Source organism: Streptomyces sp. NPDC047974 (assembly GCF_040653375.1).
Lineage (GTDB): Bacteria > Actinomycetota > Actinomycetes > Streptomycetales > Streptomycetaceae > Streptomyces.
On the sequence record NZ_JBEZNU010000007.1, the window covers coordinates 84,012 to 102,400 of the forward strand.

Annotated in this window: 17 protein-coding genes and 7 tRNA genes; 11 read left to right on the top strand and 13 right to left on the bottom strand. The window is 75.5% G+C overall.

Annotated features, from left to right (window positions below):
* Positions 1-14 precede the first annotated feature (14 nt).
* Positions 15-2,441: a hypothetical protein gene (locus tag AB0E19_RS12585; protein ID WP_362177538.1), complete on the top strand. Its 2,427-nt coding sequence runs from the start codon at positions 15-17 to the stop codon at positions 2,439-2,441.
* Positions 2,442-2,502: 61 nt separating this feature from the next.
* Here AB0E19_RS12585 and AB0E19_RS12590 read toward each other — a convergent pair.
* Both AB0E19_RS12590 and AB0E19_RS12595 read right to left on the bottom strand, forming a co-directional pair.
* Positions 2,503-2,574: transfer RNA gene (locus AB0E19_RS12590), tRNA-Val, on the bottom strand.
* Between the two features lie 54 nt (positions 2,575-2,628).
* Positions 2,629-3,051 (bottom strand): TIGR02611 family protein, encoded by a 423-nt coding sequence (locus AB0E19_RS12595; protein WP_362177541.1) that lies wholly within the window; start codon positions 3,049-3,051, stop codon positions 2,629-2,631.
* A gap of 189 nt (positions 3,052-3,240) precedes the next feature.
* On the opposite strand from AB0E19_RS12595, the gene AB0E19_RS12600 reads away from it, so the two are divergent.
* Both AB0E19_RS12600 and AB0E19_RS12605 read left to right on the top strand, forming a co-directional pair.
* Positions 3,241-3,654: an SsgA family sporulation/cell division regulator gene (locus AB0E19_RS12600; RefSeq protein WP_030493555.1), complete on the top strand. Its 414-nt coding sequence runs from the start codon at positions 3,241-3,243 to the stop codon at positions 3,652-3,654.
* Positions 3,655-3,844: 190 nt separating this feature from the next.
* Positions 3,845-4,402, top strand: coding sequence for a CGNR zinc finger domain-containing protein (locus AB0E19_RS12605; RefSeq protein ID WP_362177546.1), 558 nt, complete (start codon positions 3,845-3,847; stop codon positions 4,400-4,402).
* 4 nt (positions 4,403-4,406) lie between these two features.
* On the opposite strand, the gene AB0E19_RS12610 is transcribed toward AB0E19_RS12605, so the two are convergent.
* Both AB0E19_RS12610 and AB0E19_RS12615 read right to left on the bottom strand, forming a co-directional pair.
* The gene (locus tag AB0E19_RS12610) at positions 4,407-4,589 is read right to left on the bottom strand and encodes a hypothetical protein (protein WP_362177549.1); all 183 of its coding nucleotides are present in this window, start codon (positions 4,587-4,589) and stop codon (positions 4,407-4,409) included.
* Positions 4,590-4,721: 132 nt separating this feature from the next.
* Entirely contained in the window at positions 4,722-5,165 is a 444-nt protein-coding gene (locus AB0E19_RS12615) for a hypothetical protein (RefSeq protein ID WP_362177552.1), read from the bottom strand.
* A gap of 182 nt (positions 5,166-5,347) precedes the next feature.
* Here AB0E19_RS12615 and AB0E19_RS12620 point away from each other — a divergent pair, with 182 nt between their 5' ends.
* Complete coding sequence (locus AB0E19_RS12620) at positions 5,348-5,860, top strand: DsbA family protein (protein ID WP_362177555.1); 513 nt, start codon at positions 5,348-5,350, stop codon at positions 5,858-5,860.
* Between the two features lie 15 nt (positions 5,861-5,875).
* Here the strand turns inward: AB0E19_RS12620 and AB0E19_RS12625 are convergent, their stop codons facing one another.
* Genes AB0E19_RS12625 through AB0E19_RS12635 form a run of 3 tightly spaced genes read right to left on the bottom strand, consistent with a single transcriptional unit; the run spans position 5,876 to position 8,668 of the window.
* Entirely contained in the window at positions 5,876-6,715 is an 840-nt protein-coding gene (locus AB0E19_RS12625) for a GNAT family N-acetyltransferase (protein ID WP_362177558.1), read from the bottom strand.
* 43 nt (positions 6,716-6,758) lie between these two features.
* Positions 6,759-7,589, bottom strand: a complete 831-nt coding sequence (locus AB0E19_RS12630; RefSeq protein WP_362177561.1) for an aminodeoxychorismate lyase — start codon at positions 7,587-7,589, stop codon at positions 6,759-6,761.
* On the bottom strand, positions 7,586-8,668 hold the full coding sequence (locus AB0E19_RS12635; RefSeq protein WP_362177564.1) for a chorismate-binding protein: 1,083 nt from the start codon (positions 8,666-8,668) through the stop codon (positions 7,586-7,588). Before AB0E19_RS12635 ends, AB0E19_RS12630 begins: the two co-directional genes overlap by 4 nt.
* A gap of 233 nt (positions 8,669-8,901) precedes the next feature.
* Between AB0E19_RS12635 and AB0E19_RS12640 the strand changes: the two genes are divergently transcribed.
* The 6 genes from AB0E19_RS12640 to AB0E19_RS12665 all read left to right on the top strand — a co-directional run bounded on the left by AB0E19_RS12640 (position 8,902) and on the right by AB0E19_RS12665 (position 9,468).
* Positions 8,902-8,974: transfer RNA gene (locus AB0E19_RS12640), tRNA-Gly, on the top strand.
* A 39-nt stretch (positions 8,975-9,013) separates the two neighbouring features.
* Positions 9,014-9,087, top strand: a tRNA-Cys gene (locus tag AB0E19_RS12645).
* A gap of 1 nt (position 9,088) precedes the next feature.
* Positions 9,089-9,160: transfer RNA gene (locus tag AB0E19_RS12650), tRNA-Val, on the top strand.
* A 32-nt stretch (positions 9,161-9,192) separates the two neighbouring features.
* Positions 9,193-9,267, top strand: a tRNA-Val gene (locus tag AB0E19_RS12655).
* A gap of 27 nt (positions 9,268-9,294) precedes the next feature.
* Positions 9,295-9,369: transfer RNA gene (locus tag AB0E19_RS12660), tRNA-Val, on the top strand.
* Positions 9,370-9,396: 27 nt separating this feature from the next.
* Positions 9,397-9,468: transfer RNA gene (locus tag AB0E19_RS12665), tRNA-Val, on the top strand.
* A gap of 121 nt (positions 9,469-9,589) precedes the next feature.
* Here the strand turns inward: AB0E19_RS12665 and AB0E19_RS12670 are convergent.
* From AB0E19_RS12670 to AB0E19_RS12680, 3 genes are all read right to left on the bottom strand, one after another.
* Positions 9,590-9,865, bottom strand: coding sequence for a zf-TFIIB domain-containing protein (locus tag AB0E19_RS12670; RefSeq protein ID WP_362177567.1), 276 nt, complete (start codon positions 9,863-9,865; stop codon positions 9,590-9,592).
* 47 nt (positions 9,866-9,912) lie between these two features.
* The gene (locus AB0E19_RS12675; protein ID WP_362177570.1) at positions 9,913-10,869 is read right to left on the bottom strand and encodes an aminoglycoside phosphotransferase family protein; all 957 of its coding nucleotides are present in this window, start codon (positions 10,867-10,869) and stop codon (positions 9,913-9,915) included.
* A gap of 187 nt (positions 10,870-11,056) precedes the next feature.
* Complete coding sequence (locus tag AB0E19_RS12680) at positions 11,057-11,224, bottom strand: hypothetical protein (protein ID WP_189849773.1); 168 nt, start codon at positions 11,222-11,224, stop codon at positions 11,057-11,059.
* Between the two features lie 507 nt (positions 11,225-11,731).
* On the opposite strand from AB0E19_RS12680, the gene AB0E19_RS12685 reads away from it, so the two are divergent.
* Entirely contained in the window at positions 11,732-12,901 is a 1,170-nt protein-coding gene (locus tag AB0E19_RS12685; protein WP_362178062.1) for a serine/threonine-protein kinase, read from the top strand.
* Positions 12,902-12,912: 11 nt separating this feature from the next.
* Here the strand turns inward: AB0E19_RS12685 and AB0E19_RS12690 are convergent, their stop codons facing one another.
* The 3 genes from AB0E19_RS12690 to cobT all read right to left on the bottom strand — a co-directional run.
* On the bottom strand, positions 12,913-13,731 hold the full coding sequence (locus AB0E19_RS12690) for an RNA methyltransferase (RefSeq protein WP_359163814.1): 819 nt from the start codon (positions 13,729-13,731) through the stop codon (positions 12,913-12,915).
* Between the two features lie 91 nt (positions 13,732-13,822).
* Complete coding sequence (gene cobA / locus AB0E19_RS12695) at positions 13,823-15,064, bottom strand: uroporphyrinogen-III C-methyltransferase (protein ID WP_362177575.1); 1,242 nt, start codon at positions 15,062-15,064, stop codon at positions 13,823-13,825.
* Between the two features lie 253 nt (positions 15,065-15,317).
* Positions 15,318-18,389, bottom strand: a 3,072-nt coding sequence (gene cobT, locus AB0E19_RS12700) for a nicotinate-nucleotide--dimethylbenzimidazole phosphoribosyltransferase (RefSeq protein WP_362177578.1), incomplete at its 5' end; no start/stop codon positions are given.

Genomic DNA, 18,389 nt, shown 5'->3' on the forward strand with positions numbered 1-18,389 from the left:
GCGACACTCCGGGCATGGACATGAACCTGCCTCCGGTCGAGGAGTTGCGGCGCCTCGACGTCGAGCTGGCCCGACTCGACGCGCGCCGCGCGGAGTTGCTGGCCCGGCGGGTGTGGCTGCTCGGCGTGCTGCACTCCCCCGCCGGGCCGCCCGCGGCCCGGGCGTTCCCGGGGGCGCCGCGGGCGGCGGAGACCTCGCCGCGCGGTGCGCAGAACGTGCTGCTGACGCTGGGCGGGACGCTGCTCGCGGTCGCCGCGCTCGCGTTCACGCTGGTGAGCTGGGGTTCGATGGGCATCGCGGGGCGTTCGGCGGTGCTGCTCGTGGTGACCTCGGCGGCGCTGGCGGCGCCCGCGGTGCTGCTGCGCCGGGGGCTGGCGTCGACGGCGGAGGCGGTGGGCGCGCTGGGCCTCGCGCTGACGGTCCTGGACGCGTACGCCCTGCACCGGGTGGCGTTGCCGGAGACGGACGGGCTCGGGTACGCGGCGGGCGCCGCCGCGGTCCTCGCGGGGATGTGGGCCGGGTACGGCGGGGTGCTGCGGGGGCTGCGGCTGCCGTTCCCCGCGGCGGTGGCCGCGGCGCAGCTGCCGCTGCCGCTGGGCGCGGCGGCGGCCGGAGGCGGTCCCGCGACGGTGGCGTGGGCGGTGCTGCTGACGGTCGCGGGCGATCTGCTGCTGCTCGGGCGCCCGGTGGGGCTCTCGGTGCGGGTGACGGCCGGGGCGGCGGCGGGGCTGCTGGGGACCTGGGCGCTGACGACCGGCGGCTGGCTCTCGCTGACGGACCCGTGGACGGGTGCTCCGCTCCTGCTGGCCTGCGCCGCGCTGTGCCTGTACGCGGTGCGGGCGGCGCGTCCGGCGGCGTCGGTCCTCGCGGCGGTGGCCGGGCTCGCGGCGGTGGCGGCCGTGGGCGGGCCGGCGCGGGCCGCGCTGCCCTGGGAGTGGGCGGTGCCGGTGTACACGGTCTGCGGTCTGGTTCCGGCGGTGCTGTGGCGCCTGGTGCGGGCGGCGTGGCTCCCGGCTCCGGTACGTGCCGGGTTCGGGGTCGCCGGGGGCGGGGTCGCCGCGCTCGGGGTGCTGTGGGCGCTGCCGCCGGTGCTCGGCGGTCTGCTGGGTCCCGCGGCCCGGGGTGCGGGCGTCTGGTCCGGGGACCACGCCGCGCCGGTGTTCGGCTACCCGGCGACGGCGGCACTGGTGCTGCTGCTCGGCGCGGGGGCGGCGGCGGGACGGCCGTGGGGCCGGTGGGGTGCGCTGGTCCTGGGGTGGGCGCTGCTGATGGCGCTGCCGGTGGTCTTCGAGCTGCCGTACGCGGCGGGGCTCGCGGTCCGGCTCGTGGCGGTGGCGGGGGCGCTCGCGGTCGCGGTGCGGCCGGGGCCTCCGGCCCGCGGTCTGCCGGAGTCCGCCCCGAAGGCCCCGGCGGGCCCCTCGGGGCACCCCGAGGGCGGCTGGGGGGCGTCCTGGACGGCCGGGGCGCCGGTGGCGCCGGTGCGTCCGGACGTCCTGGCGGCGTGGACGGGTCTCGTGGCCGGTCTGGCGACGGCGGGTTCGGCGGCGCTGCTCGCGCTGGACGCGCGGGGTGCGACCTTCGCGGTGCTCGGCGTGCTGCTCGGGTTGTTCGCGGCGGCGGCCTGGCGGGGCACCGGGGCGGTCCGGGGGGCGGCGGCCGCGGCCGGGGTCCTCACGGCGGCGGGCCTGGTGGGAGCGGGGGCCGCGGCGGCGGGGCTCACGGCGGCCACGACGGGCCTGGTGCTGCTGCTCGTCCCGGCGGGCACGGCGGTCCTGGCCGCCCGGTTCCGGTCGCGCGCGGCGGAGCTGTCGGGGGTGGCCGTGGGCGTCCTGGCGGTGGCCCTCACGGCGCCGCGTCCGGTGGTGCTCGCCCTGGCGCTGGCGCTGGGCGGGGTGATCGCGGCGGCGACGGCGCTGCGGGCGGAGCGGCGGCGGGCGGCCTCGTGGACGGCGGGCGCGCTCTTCCTGGCCGCGGCCTGGCTGCGGCTCGGGGTGTGGGGCGTGACGGTCCCGGAGGCGTACACGCTGCCGGTAACGGTGCCGGCGCTGGTGGTGGGCCTCCTGCGGCGGCGCCGGGACCCGGAGGCCTCGTCCTGGGTCGCGTACGGCCCCGGCCTCGCGGCGACGCTGGTGCCGAGTCTGATGGCGGTCTGGTCGGACCCGTACGGGCTGCGGCCGCTGCTCCTGGGGACGGGCGCGCTCGCGGTGACGCTGCTCGGGGCGCGGTCCCGGCTCCAGGCGCCGCTGGTCCTCGGCGGGGCGGCGCTCGCCCTGGTGGCGGTGCACGAGCTGGCGCCGTACGTGGTGCAGCTGGTCGGCGCGCTGCCGCGGTGGTTGCCGCCGGCGGCGGCCGGGCTGCTGCTGCTCGCGGTGGGGGCCACGTACGAGCGGCGGCTGCGGGAGGCGCGGAGGATGCGGGAGCGGCTGGCCCGGATGCGGTGATCCGGGGCCGGACGCGCCGAGGGCCCGGAGACGATGTCGTCTCCGGACCCTCGGACCGGGGTGGGCGATACTGGGATCGAACCAGTGACCCCTTCGGTGTGAACGAAGTGCTCTCCCGCTGAGCTAATCGCCCCGGCGCACCGCAAACATTACCGCATGTCAGCGGGGCTTCCGAACCACCCTCGGGTCACTCGTCGATCTTCCAGGGCATGACGAGGCCGAACTTCCAGAGATACCAGCCGAGCAGCGCGGCGATGACGACCAGGCCGATGACGGTGAGGGTGATGTTGCGGCGCCTGACCTTGGGGTCGAGGGCGCGCTGGGCGGCCTCGGTGACCTTGCGCTTGGTCCAGCGCAGGACGATCTGCGCCCAGACGAACTCGGTGGCCCAGATCGCCATGCCGCCGAAGATGACCAGCCAGCCGGGGCCGGGGAAGACGAGCATCAGGATGCCGGCCACGATCACGGCGAGTCCGACGATGAAGACGCCGACCTGCCAGCTCAGGTGGAGGCCGCGGCGGGCCTTGATGAACTCCGGTGCGCGGGATCCCAGTTCGGCCTGCTCGGCGGGCTGGGATTCGGGGGCTCGCTCGTCACTCTCCGCATTCATGATGCCAATTTACCCGACTCACCAGCCCCACCGGTATGGCGGTATTACCCAAAGTTACATACCGCCAGACGAGCTACCTGAACGATCACAAAACCGACAGAGGGGTTTACAACGGCACCGGAGGTGGCATGTCGATTTCGCCGACGTGCGAATCCCCGAGCGCACACTGAGCGAAAGGCCCTGGCGCTTATGAACACCGTGGTGAGCTGCGAGCTGCACCTGCGCCTCGTTGTGTCGAGCGAGTCCTCACTGCCTGTACCCGCGGGCCTGCGGTATGACACGGCGGATCCGTACGCCGTGCACGCCACCTTCCACACCGGAGCCGAGGAGACGGTCGAGTGGGTCTTCGCCCGCGACCTTCTCGCCGAGGGGCTGCACCGGCCCACCGGCACGGGCGACGTCCGGGTCTGGCCTTCCCGTAGTCACGGCCAGGGAGTCGTCTGCATCGCGTTGAGCTCGCCCGAGGGCGAGGCCCTGCTGGAGGCCCCCGCGCGGGCCCTGGAATCGTTCCTCAAGCGGACCGACGCCGCGGTGCCACCGGGCACCGAGCACCGGCACTTCGACCTCGATACGGAGCTGTCCCACATCCTGGCCGACAGCTGAGCCAGGCCATAGACCGCACGGCGCCGTCCGACTCGGGGCGACGGCGCCGCGCGGGCGGTCGCATCCGCTCGACCTCCGGCGTCCTCACCGCGCAGCCGGCGCGGCGAGGGCGCCGTCGCGCTTTTCCGGGGCGCGCTAGAGTCGACGGCATTCCACGGGCGCCCGCCCGCGGCCGGCCAGGGAGCGAAGCGTGCTCATTCCCCACGACACCCGGATCGCCCTCGACACCGTCGTCGATCTCATGAACACCGCCGCCCAGGGCGACCGCGAGGACACGCTCGCGGACCTCGAAGCGCTCGGCGTGTTCGTCCGCGAGCACCGGATCAGCGACGTGGGCGACCTGGACGCCGAGGACCTGCGGGCCGTCCGCGACGTGCGGGACCGCTTCGCCGCCGTCTTCACCGCCCCCGACGCCAGGATCGCCGCCCCGCTGATCAACCAGCTGGTCGCCGCCGCGGGCACCACCCCCCAGCTCACCGACCACGACGGCTACGACTGGCACGTGCACTACTTCGCGCCGGGCGCGTCGGTCGCCGACCACCTGGCCGCCGACTGCGGGATGGCGCTCGCCTTCATCGTGGTCTCGGGCGAGCGCGAGCGGCTGCGCCGCTGCGAGGCCCCGGACTGCGGCCGGGCCTTCGTCGACCTCTCCCGCAACCGCTCCCGCCGTTACTGCGACAGCCGCACCTGCGGCAACCGGCTGCACGTCGCCGCCTACCGGGCCCGCCGCAAGGAAGCCGCCGGCTGACGCCTCAGAGCACGTAGAGGTCGTGCAGGGCCGCCATCAGGAGCAGGGCCCCGATCACCGTCAGGAAGATCATCAGCGGCGGCTGCGACAGCGCGTAGAGACAGCCCCTCGGCTCGTCGACCGGCGGATCGGCGGCGGGCACGGACTCGGCGGAGGCGGGGGCGGGTTCCCGCGAGGTATCGAGCATCTCGGGGGGATGATCGCGCACCACGGCCCCCGGGAAGGCCGGAATCCGCCCCTGGGCGGGGCGGTTCATCCCTTCCCGTGGATCTCCGGAGCACCGCCCGGTCGCGGCCCGGCAGGCAACGGCCAGAAGCGGTCAGATTCCGTGCTTCTTCAGAATCGCCTCGATGTCGCTGAAGTCCTCGGCCTCCCCACCACGGGCGGGCGTGCCCGACGCGGGACGGGCCAGGGCCTCACGGCCCGACGCGGTGGCGGAGGCCGGGGACGAGGCGCCGGGGGCGACCGCCTCGGGCCGCGCTCCCCCGCCCGCCGCCTTCCGGCCACCCCGGCGGCGCTCCACGCCCCGGGTCGTCAGCAGGAGCAGCCAGGCCGCGCCGAGCACGCCGAAGCCGACCCAGGCGACCGGGCTGAAGACGGTGTCGAAGGCCCACTCGACGGCGCCGGTCATCACCAGGCCGAGCGGCACGAGCGACCAGCCGGCGATCCGTGCCGCGCTCAGGTACTTCTTCCGGTACGCCGTGATCGCGGCGATGCCCAGGCCCGCCGCGGACACCGCGGAGAAGATGGTCTCGGCCAGCATGCGATCCTCCAGGTCCCGGGTGATTACGTCCCTTCCATCCTGCACCGGTCCACCCGCCGGAGGCCACGCCCCCGGGCCGGTCTCAGGGAGATCTCCGGGTCGTCCCGGGCGGGATCTCCTCCTCAGGTCCCGGTGCCGTGCCGATGCGGGACCCGCGCCGACCTGCTGGAAGACTGCCGTCCATGACAGACTCCACCACCGCCCCCTCCCCCGTCGTCCTGGAGGCCTGGTTCGACCTCCAGTGCCCCGACTGCTTCCGGGCCCTCGACGACGTCGCCGCGCTGCGCGCGGCCTACGGCGACCGGCTCGACATCCAGCTGCGCCACTTCCCGCTCACGAAGAACAAGCACGCCTACGCCGCCGCCCAGGCCGCCGAGGAGGCGACCGACCAGGGACAGGGCTGGGCCTACGTGGAGGCGCTGCTCGCCAGGACCGCCGAGCTCGCCGACCGGGGCGAGCCGGTGCTGATGGAGGTGGCGGCCGGACTCGGCCTGGACGCCGAGGAGTTCGACACGGCGCTGATCGACGGCCGGCACCTGCTCACGGTCGACGCCGACCAGGCCGAGGGCCAGGCCCTCAAGATCAGCGGCACCCCGACCTACGTCATCGGCGGGGAGCGCCTCGACGGCGGCCAGAGCCAGGACGGGCTGCGCGCCCGGATCGAGGAGATCGCCGACCGCCTGCTGGCCGGCTGACCCCGGCGGCGGGTCTCAGAGCAGCCGCTTGGCACTGTTGACGTGGGTCGTGCGGTAGCCGAGCGACTCGTACAGGCGGATCGCCGGGGTGTTGCCCGCGAAGACGTGCAGTCCGAGCCGGTGCTCCCCGGCCTCCCGCGCCACGCGCTCGGCCAGCAGCATCAGCGCCCGGCCGTACCCCCGGCCGCGCCGCTCCGCCGCGACCTTGACGTCGTAGACGTACGCGGCGCTGACGCCGGGCTCCAGCTCGCGCACCCCGGTCCACACGTTGCCGACGACCCGGCCGTCGGCGAGGGCCACGTGGAACGCCGTGCCGGGGCTGGCGAGCCCCTGGGGCAGCAGCTCGCGGTGGCTGGCCTCCGCCTTGGCGTTGGCCTGGTCCTCGGGCACGCCCCGGTCGACCCAGCTCCGCGCGAAGGACTCCTTGGCCGTGGCCTGCCAGGCGGTGAACTCGTCCTCGGTCATCGGCCGCACCTCGACGCCGGACGGCAACGCGGGCGACGGGTCCGCGAGCTCCTTCAGCATGTTCCGGCTGAGCTCGGCGTAGCCGAGCGCGCGGGCCAGGCCGAGGGCGGCGGTCGCGTCCGCGGGCATGGATATCCGGACGTCCGAGCAGCCCCAGCCGCGCAGCACCTCCTCGGCGGCGAGCGCCGCCACCGTCCCCCGCCCCCGGCCGCGGTCCGGCTCCTCGACCCACAGGCGGTCGACCCTCCCCGACCCGGCTCCGAAGCCGGGATCGGTGGCGACGCGGACGGAACCGACCCGGCGGCTGTTCACGCAGATGTCGTAGACGCGGGAACGGCCGCCGTCGGCGGAGTGCTGGAGCGGCTCGGTCGGCCGCAGGGTGGTGGTCATCAGGGGTGTTCTACCCATCCGGGAAGGCCCCGTCATCCGGATTTCAGCCGAGCTTCGGGTCCCGGTCGGCGGCGGCCCGCTCCTCGAAGATCCGCATGGCCTTGGCGGTCACCGGTCCGGGGGCGGCGGCGAGTTCGCGGCCGTCGACGCGGTGCACGGCCTGGACGTCGCGCAGCGTGGAGGTGAGGAAGACCTCCTCCGCGGTCTCCAGGACGTCGAACGGCAGGTCGGTCTCGACGGCACCGATCCACTCGACGGCCAGCGCGCGGGTGATGCCGGCGAGGCAGCCGGAGGAGACGGGCGGCGTGTGGATCCGGCCGTCGAGCACGACGAAGACGTTGGAGCCGGTGCCCTCGCAGAGCCGGCCGACGGTGTTGGCGAAGAGGGCCTCGGTGGCGCCGGCCTCCTTGGCCCGGGCCAGGGCGACGACGTTCTCCGCGTACGAGGTGGTCTTCAGGCCCGTGAGGGCGCCGCGCTCGTTGCGGGTCCAGGGCACGGTGACCACGGCGGTGGTGTCGGGGCGGCGGGAGGTCCCGCCGACGGCGACGACGAGGCTCGTGCCGGCGTCGCCGCGCTCCGAGCCGAGCGGGGAGAGTCCGCCGGTGTACGTGATCCGCAGCCGGCCGAGCTCCATCGGGTTGGCCGCGAGGACGGCGGCGCAGGCCCGGCGGACCTCGTCGAGGTCCGGGTCGGGCAGGCCGAGGCCGCGGGCGGAGCGGGTGAGCCGCTCCAGGTGGAGGGTGAGAGCAAACGTTTCGCCGCGCTCGGCCTTGACCGTCTCGAAGATGCCGTCGCCGACGGTCAGTCCGTGGTCCAGGACGGAGACCCGGGCGGTCTCCTCGTCGTGCAGCCCGCCGTTGACCCAGATTTTCATCGAGAGATGGCCTTTCCGCTCGCTCCTGGGACCTCGCCGTCCCGGGCGCCTGACTCGTAGGCGCCCGACGCTATCGCGACCAGCCGGGCCGCCTTCAGCTCGGTCTCCTCCCACTCCCGCTCGGGGTCGGAGCCCCAGGTGATGCCGGCGCCGGTGCCGAAGCGCAGCACGCCGAACGGCCGGTCGATCCAGAAGGTGCGGATGCCGACGGCCAGCTCGCCGTGGCCGCCGTCCGCGTCCACCCAGCCGATGCCGCCGCAGTACGGCCCCCGGGGCGCGGTCTCCAGCGCCTCGATGATCCGCAGCGCGGAGGACTTGGGGGCGCCGGTGACGGAGCCGGGCGGGAAGGTGGCGGCGAGCAGCTCGGGCCAGCCGGCGTCCTCGCGCAGGACACCGCTGACGGTGGAGACGAGGTGGACCAGGCCGGGGTGCTCCTCGATGTCGCAGAGGGCGGGGACGGCGACGGAGCCGGTCTCGCAGACGCGGCCGAGGTCGTTGCGGACCAGGTCCACGATCATCACGTTCTCGGCGTGGTCCTTGGGGAGCAGGTCGGCGGCGGTCCTGCCGGTGCCCTTGATGGGCCCGGAGGAGACCCGGCCGCCGTCGCGCCGCAGATACAGCTCGGGCGAGGCGGTGGCGATCTCCACGCCGTGCGCGGGCAGCCGGATCGTCCCGGCGTACGGGGCGGGGTTGCCGGCCGCGAGCAGCGCGGTGAGGGCGTCCACGTCGGCGGCGGACGGATCGGGGAGCGGCGCGGTCATCACCCGGCAGAGGTTCGCCTGGTAGACCTCGCCGCGCGCTATGTGCTCGCGCACCGCGCGTACGCCCGCGGTGTACGCGGCGCGGTCGAGCGACGACGTCCAGTCGCCCGGTCCGGGGCCGATCCACGCGCCGGGGACGGCGGCGGGCACCGGCGCCCTGCGGACGTCTCCGAAGCGGGCGCAGGTGAGCCGGCCCTCGAAGTCGGCGCAGACGGCCCAGAAGCCGGTGGAGTCGAGCGCCTCGGGATCATGGGTGACGTCCCGCAGGTCGGTCGCGACGAGGCCGCCGAAGCGGGCCAGGGGAGGTAGGTCGTACACGCATCGAGTCTAGGTCGAGCCGCCCCCGGGGCACGGGGTGCGCGGGGAGCGGGGCTCCGCGCGACCCGGGGGACACGGCGGGTGAACACCGTTCGAACCCTCCGGGAGCCGCCGCCGGGCGCGCCGAAGGGCGTGCAGGTCAGCACGCTGCGGAAACGCGTTTTTGTACTGGCCCAGGAATCCGCTAGAGTTCAACACGTCGCCGGGACGCGCAAGCGGACCGGAAACGACAAGCGGACGTGGCTCAGTTGGTAGAGCATCACCTTGCCAAGGTGAGGGTCGCGAGTTCGAATCTCGTCGTCCGCTCGATGTGGGGGATCTTCCCGAACCCCCGTTATCACTCCTGGTGGAGTGGCCGAGAGGCGAGGCAACGGCCTGCAAAGCCGTCTACACGGGTTCAAATCCCGTCTCCACCTCCAAGGACGATTAGCTCAGCGGGAGAGCGCTTCCCTGACACGGAAGAGGTCACTGGTTCAATCCCAGTATCGTCCACTGGATCTTCGGGTCCTGATCTTCGGATCCCCGCGCGATTAGCTCAGCGGGAGAGCGCTTCCCTGACACGGAAGAGGTCACTGGTTCAATCCCAGTATCGCGCACCACTTCACCTGCACCTTCGGGTGCGTCCCGCGCGATTAGCTCAGCGGGAGAGCGCTTCCCTGACACGGAAGAGGTCACTGGTTCAATCCCAGTATCGCGCACCACATCTCCTGCACCTTCGGGTGCGTCCCGCGCGATTAGCTCAGCGGGAGAGCGCTTCCCTGACACGGAAGAGGTCACTGGTTCAATCCCAGTATCGCGCACAGAAAGACGAAGCCCCCGGCCGCGGTTCGCGGCCGGGGGCTTCGTCGTCGTGCGGGCGGGGGCGCGCGCCGGCCCCCGGATCCGCAGGGCGGACCCGGGGGCCGGAAGGACGCGGACGGCTCAGGAGGAGAAGAGCATCCGGCCGAAGCCGCGCTGACGGTAGTGACCGCCGTGGTGGCCTCCGTGCGGGGCGCCCCAGGCGGGGGCGGCGGGGGCGGGCTGGGCCGGGTAGCCGGCGGGCGGGGCCGGCGGGGCCTGCCACTGCGACTCCAGGCGGGTCAGGGCCTCCAGCTCGCCGTAGTCCAGGAAGATCCCGCGGCAGCCGCTGCACTGCTCGATCTGGACGCCGTTGCGGTTGTACGTGTGCATCGCCGCGTGACACTTGGGACACTGCATGCTCGGCTCAACTCCCCTGCCGTTGCCGTTCGTATGACTGCTTCAGCTTATGAGGACGCGGCGGAGCCCGGGACGGTTCGGGCAACCGGGATCCTGGCGCAGGTGTCGATCATCACGCCCTCGACCTCGTCGAGCGCGCGGCCCTCCACCGCCGCCTTGGCGAGCGCGAGCGCCGCGGTCTGCACGGTCAGGGCCCGGGCGGGCAGGTCGAGGCGCGCCCACGGGTCCGGCCCGGTGGCCGGGCCGCCGGCCGCCTCGTAGGCGCCGAGGAACCGCGCCCACACCTCCGCGGGGAGCAGCCCGGCGGCGAACCAGGCGGCGGGGCGGGCCAGGTCCCAGGCGGGGTCGCCGAGCCCGGCGTCGTCGACGTCGATGAGGCGCCACTCGCCGCGGAGGTCCCGGACGAGCTGGCCGAGGTGGAAGTCGCCGTGGCACAGGGACACGCGCGTGCCCCCGGTGTCGCCCTCGCCCATGGAGTCGGTGACGGTCCGCCAGGCCGCGAGGACGGTGGCGGTCGCCGGGTGGTCCGGCGCCGCGCGGAGCATCCGCCCGACGGCGAGCGCCGCCTTCGCGGGAGCCCGCATCGCGGGCAGCGGGCCGGGCGGGGGCGGGGTGCGGTGGAGCAGGGCGAGCAGCCGGGCCGCGTCCTCCCAGGGCGCCGCGTCGGGGTCGCCGGGATCGACCGGAGGCCCGTACGGCCACACCGTCACCGGCCGTCCCGCGACCCGCTCGGTCCTGGGCCCCGGGACCGGCGGCAGGAGGATCCCGCCGAGGGCGGGGTCGCCGGCGAGCGCGACCCGCAGCGCGTGCGGACCGTCCTCCGTGCCGGGGGCGTGCGCCTTGGCGACGATCCCGCCGTGCCGTACGACGGCCCCGTCCTCGCGGTCCGCGAGCACCCGGACCGCCTCCGGATCGCACCCGCACCGCTCCCCGCCGTGCACGGCCCCCCGCGCGATCAGGGCCAGCGCCCCCAGCACGTCACCGCCGCTCTCCACGAACTCCATCCGGCGAGCGTACGCGGCGGAGCCGGGCGGCAGGCACCGGGCGGGCGCCCGGGTCCGGACACGCGGAGGGGCCGGTCGGCTCCCCGGCCGACCGGCCCCTGCGCTGTCGTCCGCCGCACCCCCGTCCCCACGGGGCTGTCGGCCGATGTCCCCGACCCGGGCCGCTCTCCCGGGTCCGGGGCGCCGCTCAGCGCCCCAGCATCACGCCCACGGACGACGCCTGTGTGACCACCGCTTCCCAGCCGCCGAAGACGACCACGAGCAGGGCCGCGAGGGGGAGGACCATGGCGGTGGCCACCAGGGGGTGACGGCGTCCCGCGGGGCGGGTGGTCGGCCGGTGTGCCGTGTGGGCCATGGTCCTCTCCTGTCGCTTCTCTTGCCGGTTCTCGGTGCGGTGGGCGCGTGTTCCTCGGGGGACGAGAGTCGCGCCCACCGCATGACCTCAACAGTAGGGAGCGGGGCCGCCCGGGGCGTCATGCCCGCGTACCGGCTTGCGGGCCTACGCGAGGATGACGCCGCTCCCCCCGGCGTACTCCCCTGGGTGGAGACGGGGGCGCGCGGGTGGGGGTCTTCCCGGAGGGGACGCGCCCCCGCGTGACTTGGGTCACGTCCGAGGGCGGGCGGGATGCGCCGGGGTGCGCCGACCCGGGCGGAGGTACCCGGCGCGGGGCGACGGGAGTTGTCCGGGGCCGTTGTCAAGTGGGCTGGACGGCAAGGGGTGTTGGCGGGGAGAGTCGGTGCGGCACGGGGCCGTCGTCCCCCTCAGCACTGACAATCGAAGCCGGTGGGAGGGCGCGGCCTATGAGCGCGCGGGGGCGCCACTACGTAAGCTGTGCCACGTCGAACGGACGAGGGGACGGACATGGCGATGATGCGGCTCCGGCGCGAGGACCCGCGGATCGTCGGGGCGTTCAGGCTCCACCGCAGACTCGGCGCCGGAGGGATGGGGGTCGTGTACCTCGGCTCCGACCGGCGCGGGCAGCGGGTGGCGCTGAAGGTGATCCGCCCGGACCTCGCCGAGGACCAGGAGTTCCGCTCGCGGTTCGCCCGTGAGGTGTCGGCGGCCCGGCGGATCCGTGGCGGCTGCACCGCCCGGCTCGTCGCCGCCGACCTGGACGCCGACCGTCCCTGGTTCGCCACCCAGTACGTGCCCGGGCCCTCGCTGCACGACCGGGTCGCCGAGGAGGGTCCGCTGCGGGCCGCCGACGTGGCCTCCATCGGCGCCGCCCTGTCGGAGGGCCTGGTCGCCGTCCACGAGGCCGGGGTCGTGCACCGGGACCTGAAGCCGTCGAACATCCTGCTCTCCCCCAAGGGCCCCCGCATCATCGACTTCGGGATCGCCTGGGCCACCGGGGCCAGCACCCTCACGCACGTCGGCACGGCGGTCGGCTCCCCCGGCTTCCTCGCGCCCGAGCAGGTGCGGGGCGCGGCCGTCACCCCGGCGACGGACGTCTTCTCGCTCGGCGCCACCCTCGCGTACGCCTCGATGGGCGACTCCCCCTTCGGGCACGGCAGTTCCGAGGTCATGCTCTACCGCGTGGTCCACGAGGAGGCCCAGCTCCAGGGGGTGCCGGACGCGCTCGCGCCGCTGATCCGGGCCTGTCTGGCGAAGGACCCGGAGGACCGGCCCAGCACGCTCCAGCTGTCGATGCGGCTCAAGGAGATCGCGGCCCGCGAGGCGCAGGGCCTGCCGTCCGCACGGCCGCCGGCCCCGCGCGAGCGGATGGAGGAGCGCGGCACGCTGCGGCCCACCGAGCGGTACACGGAGCGCGACGCGCCGGGCCGCGAGCCGGAACGCGCCGCGGCCCGGGGGCGCGGCGCCGCACCGTCCTCGCGTCCCTCGGCGGCTCCGCGCACCGGCGGCTCCCGCAACCCGCAGTCGCGGCCCGGGACCCGTCCGGGGGCGCGGACCACGTCCACCGGCCGCCGCCCGGCCAACCCCCGGCTGCTGCGCCAGCGGCTCGTGGTCTTCGTGGTGGTGACCCTCCTGGTGGCGCTGGGCATCGCCGCCGCCCAGGCCCTCCAGGGCTGACCCGGGGCGGCCTACGCCTCGGGGCGGCCGGCCGTGACCGCGTAGAAGGCGACGGCCGCGGCCGCGCCCACGTTGAGGGAGTCGACGCCGTGGGCCATCGGGATGCGGACCCACTCGTCGGCGGCGCGCAGCGCCTGGGTGGAGAGGCCGTCGCCCTCCGCGCCGAGCATCAGGGCGACCCGGTCGAGGCGGTGCGGGGCGGCCTCGTCCATGGCGGTGGCCTTCTCGGCCGGGGTGAGGGCGAGGAGCTTGAAGCCCGCCTCCCGCACCGCCTCCAGACCGCGCGGCCAGGTGTCCAGTCGGGCGTACGGGACGGAGAAGACCGCGCCCATGGAGACCTTCACCGAGCGGCGGTAGAGCGGGTCGGCGCAGTCCGGGGAGAGCAGGACGGCGTCCATCCCGAGGGCGGCGGCGCTGCGGAAGATGGCGCCGATGTTGGTGTGGTCGTTGACCGCCTCCATGACGGCCACCCGGCGGGCGCCCGCGAGGAGTTCGGCGGGCTCGGGGAGCGGCTTGCGCTGCATGGAGGCGAGGGCGCCGCGGTGCACGTGGTAGCCGGTGACGCGCTCGGCGAGGTCGGGCTGGATCGCGTACACCGGGGCGGGGACCTCGTCGATGACGTCGCGCATGACGTCGACCCACTTGGCGGAGAGCAGCATCGACCGCATCTCGTAACCGGCCTGCTTGGCGCGGCGGATGACCTTCTCGCCCTCGGCGATGAACAGGCCCTCGGCGGGCTCGCGCCGACGGCGCAGCTCGACGTCGGTCAGGCCGGTGTAGTCGTGGAGGCGGGGGTCGTCGGCGTCGGTGATCGTGATGATTTCGGCCACGGGGTGATACTGCCTTGTCCGGGGTGTGGTGCCAATGCGCGGGACGGGCGGCGGCCGCCGCCCGTCCCGGCCGGGTGGGTGGGTGGTCGCGTCAGCGGGTGAGCTTGTCGGGGCCCTCCGCGACGACCGGGCCGATGACGATGACGGCCGGCGGACGGACCTCCTCGGCCTTCACGACCTCGGCGACCGTCGCGAGGGTGGCGTCGACCCGGCGCTGGGTCGCGGTGGTGCCCTCCTGGACGAGGGCGAGCGGGGTGTCGGGGGCCTTGCCGTGGGCGACGAGCGCCTCGGCGATCTTCCCTATCTTGTCGACGCCCATGAGGATCACCAGGGTGCCGGTGAGCTTGGCGAGCGAGGCCCAGTCGACGAGCGAGCGCGGGTCGTCCGGGGCGACGTGCCCGCTGACCACGGTGAACTCGTGGGCGACGCCCCGGTGGGTGACCGGGATGCCGGCGGCGCCGGGGACCGAGATGGAGCTGGAGATGCCGGGCACGACGGTGCAGGCGATGCCCTCGGCGGCGAGCGCCTGAGCCTCCTCCATGCCCCGGCCGAAGACGAAGGGGTCGCCGCCCTTGAGGCGGACGACGGACTTCCCCGCCTTGGCGTGCTCGATCAGCGCGTTGTTGATGGCCTCCTGGGCCATGAAGCGCCCGTACGGGATCTTCGCCGCGTCGATCACCTCGACGTGCGGCGGCAGTTCGTCCAGGAGGTCGCGGGGGCCGAGCCGGTCGGCGATGACGACGTCGGCCTCGGCGAGCAGCCGGCGCCCGCGGACGGTGATGAGGTCGGGGTCGCCGGGGCCGCCGCCGACGAGGGCCACGAAGGGCGTACGGGCACGCTGCGCGGGCGCGGCGAGGGAGCCGTCGCGCAGGCCTTCCAGGACGGCGTCGCGGACGGCGGCCGAGCGGCGCGGGTCGTGGCCGGTGAGGACCGCGACGGTGACGCCGGCGCCGCGGCCGGTGGCCGGGGTCCAGGCGGTGGCGGCCTCGGCGTCGTCGGAGCGGACGCACCAGACCCGGGCGCGCTCGGCCTCGGCGGAGGCGGCGGCGTTGGCGGCCGGGTCGGTGGTGGCGACGAGCGCGTACCAGGCCTCGGCCAGGTCGCCGGCCTCGTAGCGGCGGCGCACCCAGGTGATCTCGCCGGCCTCGGCCATGGCCTCCACGGAGGGGGTGGCGGAGGGGGAGATCAGGGTGATGTCGGCGCCGGCGGCGATCAGGGCGGGCAGGCGGCGCTGGGCGACCGTGCCGCCGCCGAGGACGACGACGCGCCGGCCGGCGAGGCGGAGGCCGACGGGGTAGGCGGGGTGCTCGGCGGGCTCGACGTGCTGGGCCATGTGCGGGCGGCTCCTCGGACGGGGCTCGGGCCTGTCAGGCAGGCCCTGGGGGGCCGCTGCGGCGGTGAAGCGGCTGGTGGGGCGGGCGGGAGGCCCGGTGCACACGATATCGGTGACGTGGCGTGGGCACCTTGTGACCCTCGTCCCTCGGACCGGCGCGGGGCTGCGCCGGACGGGGCGCGGAGGGGGACATGGGGCGGCCCCGGTGTCGCCGTCCCCCGTGGTCGGGGCGGCGGCACCGGGGCCGTACGGACTACTTCTCCGTGACGCCCGCGGAGTCGAAGGTCGCGACCTCGTGCATGGCGCGGGCCGCGCTCTGCACCAGCGGCAGGGCCAGCAGGGCGCCGGTGCCCTCGCCGAGGCGGAGGTCCAGGTCGACCAGCGGGCGCAGGCCCAGCTTGTTGAGCGCGGCCACGTGGCCGGGCTCGGCGCTGCGGTGGCCCGCGATGCAGGCGGCCAGCGACTCGGGGGCGATGGCGCGGGCGACCAGGGCGGCCGCGCCGGTGGAGACGCCGTCGAGGATCACCGGGGTGCGCAGCGAGGAGGCGCCCAGGATGAAGCCGACGAGGGCGGCGTGCTCCAGGCCGCCGATCTGCGACAGGACGCCGATCGGGTCCTGCGGGTCCGGCTTGTGCAGGTCGAGGGCGCGGCGGACCACGTCGACCTTGCGGGCGTGGGTCTCGTCGTTGATGCCCGTGCCGCGGCCGGTGACCTCGGCCGGGTCGACACCGGTGAAGACGGAGATGAGGGCGGCGGACGCGGTGGTGTTCGCGATGCCCATCTCGCCGGTGAGGAGCGCCTTGTTCCCCGCCGCGACGAGGTCACGGGCGGTCTCGATGCCGACCTCGATCGCCGCGATCGTCTCCTCGCGGGTCATCGCCAGGCCGGTGGTGAAGTCGCCGGACCCGGCGCGGACCTTGCGGGGCAGCAGGCCGGGGGTGGCGGGCAGCTCGCTCGCGACGCCCACGTCGATGACGCAGACCTCGGCGCCGACCTGGTTCGCGAAGGCGTTGCAGACCGCTCCCCCGCCGAGGAAGTTGGCCACCATCTGGCCGGTGACCTCCTGCGGCCAGGGGGTGACGCCCTGGGCGTGCACGCCGTGGTCGCCGGCGAAGATCGCGACGGCGGCGGGCTCCGGGATCGGCGGCGGGCAGACCCGGGAGAGGCCGCAGAGCTGCGCGGAGATGATCTCCAGCATGCCCAGCGCGCCGGCCGGCTTGGTCATCCGCTTCTGCCGCTCCCACGCCTCGCCGAGCGCCTTGGCGTCCAGCGGGCGGATGGCGGCGACGGTCTCCTGGAGCAGGTCGTGCGGCTCCTCGCCGGGCAGGGCGCGGCGGCCGTACGTCTCCTCGTGGACGACCCAGGAGAGCGGGCGGCGCTTGGCCCAGCCGGCCTGCATCAGCTCGGGCTCGTCCGGGAACTCGTCGACGTAGCCGACGCAGAGGTACGCGACGACCTCCAGGTGGTCGGGGAGGCCGAGGGCGCGGACCATCTCGCGCTCGTCGAAGAAGCTGACCCAGCCGACGCCGAGGCCCTCGGCGCGGGCGGCGAGCCAGAGGTTCTCGACGGCGAGGGCCGAGGAGTACGGGGCCATCTGCGGCTGCGTGTAGCGGCCGAGGGTGTGCCGGCCGCCCCGGGTGGGGTCGGCGGTCACCACGATGTTGACCGGGGTGTCGAGGATGGCCTCGATCTTCAGTTCCTTGAACTGCTTCGCGCGGGCCTTCGGCAGCGACTTGGCGTAGGCCTCGCGCTGGCGCTGGGCCAGCTCGTGCATGGTCTGCCGGGTCTCGGCGGACCGGATGACGACGAAGTCCCAGGGCTGCGAGTGGCCGACGCTGGGGGCCGTGTGGGCGGCCTCCAGGACGCGGAGCAGCACCTCGTGCGGGATCGGGTCGGAGCGGAAGCCGTTGCGGATGTCGCGGCGCTCGCGCATCACGCGCAGGACCGCCTCGCGCTCGGCCTCGTCGTAGCCGGGGGCGGCGGGACGCGGCTCCCCCTGCTCGTCGGCGTCCTCGGCCTCGGTCCCGGCCTCGGCCTCGGTCTGCGCCCGGTCCTCGGGGGCGTCCTCGGCGACGACCGGGATCTCCTCGGCCACGGCGACGACGGGGGCCTCGGCGGGCACCTCGGCGGCGGCGTCGGCGAACGCCTCGGCGGGGGTCTGCTCGGCCGGGACCTGCTCGGCCTGGGGCTGCTCCGCAGAGAGGGGCTGCTCCGCAGAGGTCTGCTCGGCGGCTACGGCCTCGCCCTCGACCTCGGGCGCGGCCTGGGGCTGCGGCTCGGCTTCGGGGGCGGGCTCGGCGACGGCCTCGGCGACGACCTCGACGGGGGCCGCCACGACGACGGGCTCCTCGGCGGCGGGCTCCTCGACCGCGGCGGGCACGGGCTCGGCCGCCTGCTCGGCGACCACGGGCTCCTCGACGGCGACGGCGACGGCCTCGGCCTCGGCCACCGGCTCGGCGATCGGCTCCACCGGCTCCACGGGCTGCTCGGCGGCCGGAGCCACCTCGGCCGCGAGCTCCTCGGCCGCGATCTCCTCGGCCGGGGCCTCCGGCGCGTTCTCCGCCGGTACGTCGGCGGGCGCGGCGACCTCCACGACCTCGGCCACGGGCGCCTCGGCGGGCTCCTCGGCCACCGGCTCCTCGGCCACCGGCTCCTCCGCCACGGGCTCCTCGGCGGCGGCCTCGGGCTCGCGGGGCGCGGGGACGACGGCCTCGGGGGCCACGGGGACCCCTGCCTCGGGCGCGACGGCCTCCTGCTCGGGGATCAGGGTCCCGGCCGGCGGGGTCGGGGCCGGCTGCTCGGCGGTCGGGACGCTGCCCTCGACCTGGACGAACAGGCCGCTCGGCGGAACGACCGTTTCTGCGGGGACGGCCTCGGCGGGCGCCGGGGGCTCCTGCGGCTGCGCGGCCCACGGCTCGGCGCCCTGCGGCGCCGTCTGCCGGTCCTGCGCGATCTCGAAGTACTCGGGCCCGGTGGTGGGCGGCCCCGGGGTGCGTACGGGCACGGGCGCGGGGCCGGTGGCCACGAGCGGCTCCGGGACGGGCGCCGGGGCCGGCGGGGCGGCGGGCACCGGCGCGGCCGGGCCGCGGTCGGCGAGCGAGCGCACCACGCCGCCGGTGGCGGTGTCCGGGACCGGCGGGCCCATGTGGAGCGGGCGGCGCGCGGGGGCGGGCTGCGGGGCGGCCGGCGGCGGCACGCGGACGCCGCCGAGGTCGACGGGGCCGGAGTCGCGGCCGGCGGCCTCGTGGGCGCCGGTGTCGAGGATGCCGGGCTCGTAGCCGTGGGCGGTGGCGACGGGCTCCTGCGGGGCGACCGGGACGCCGTG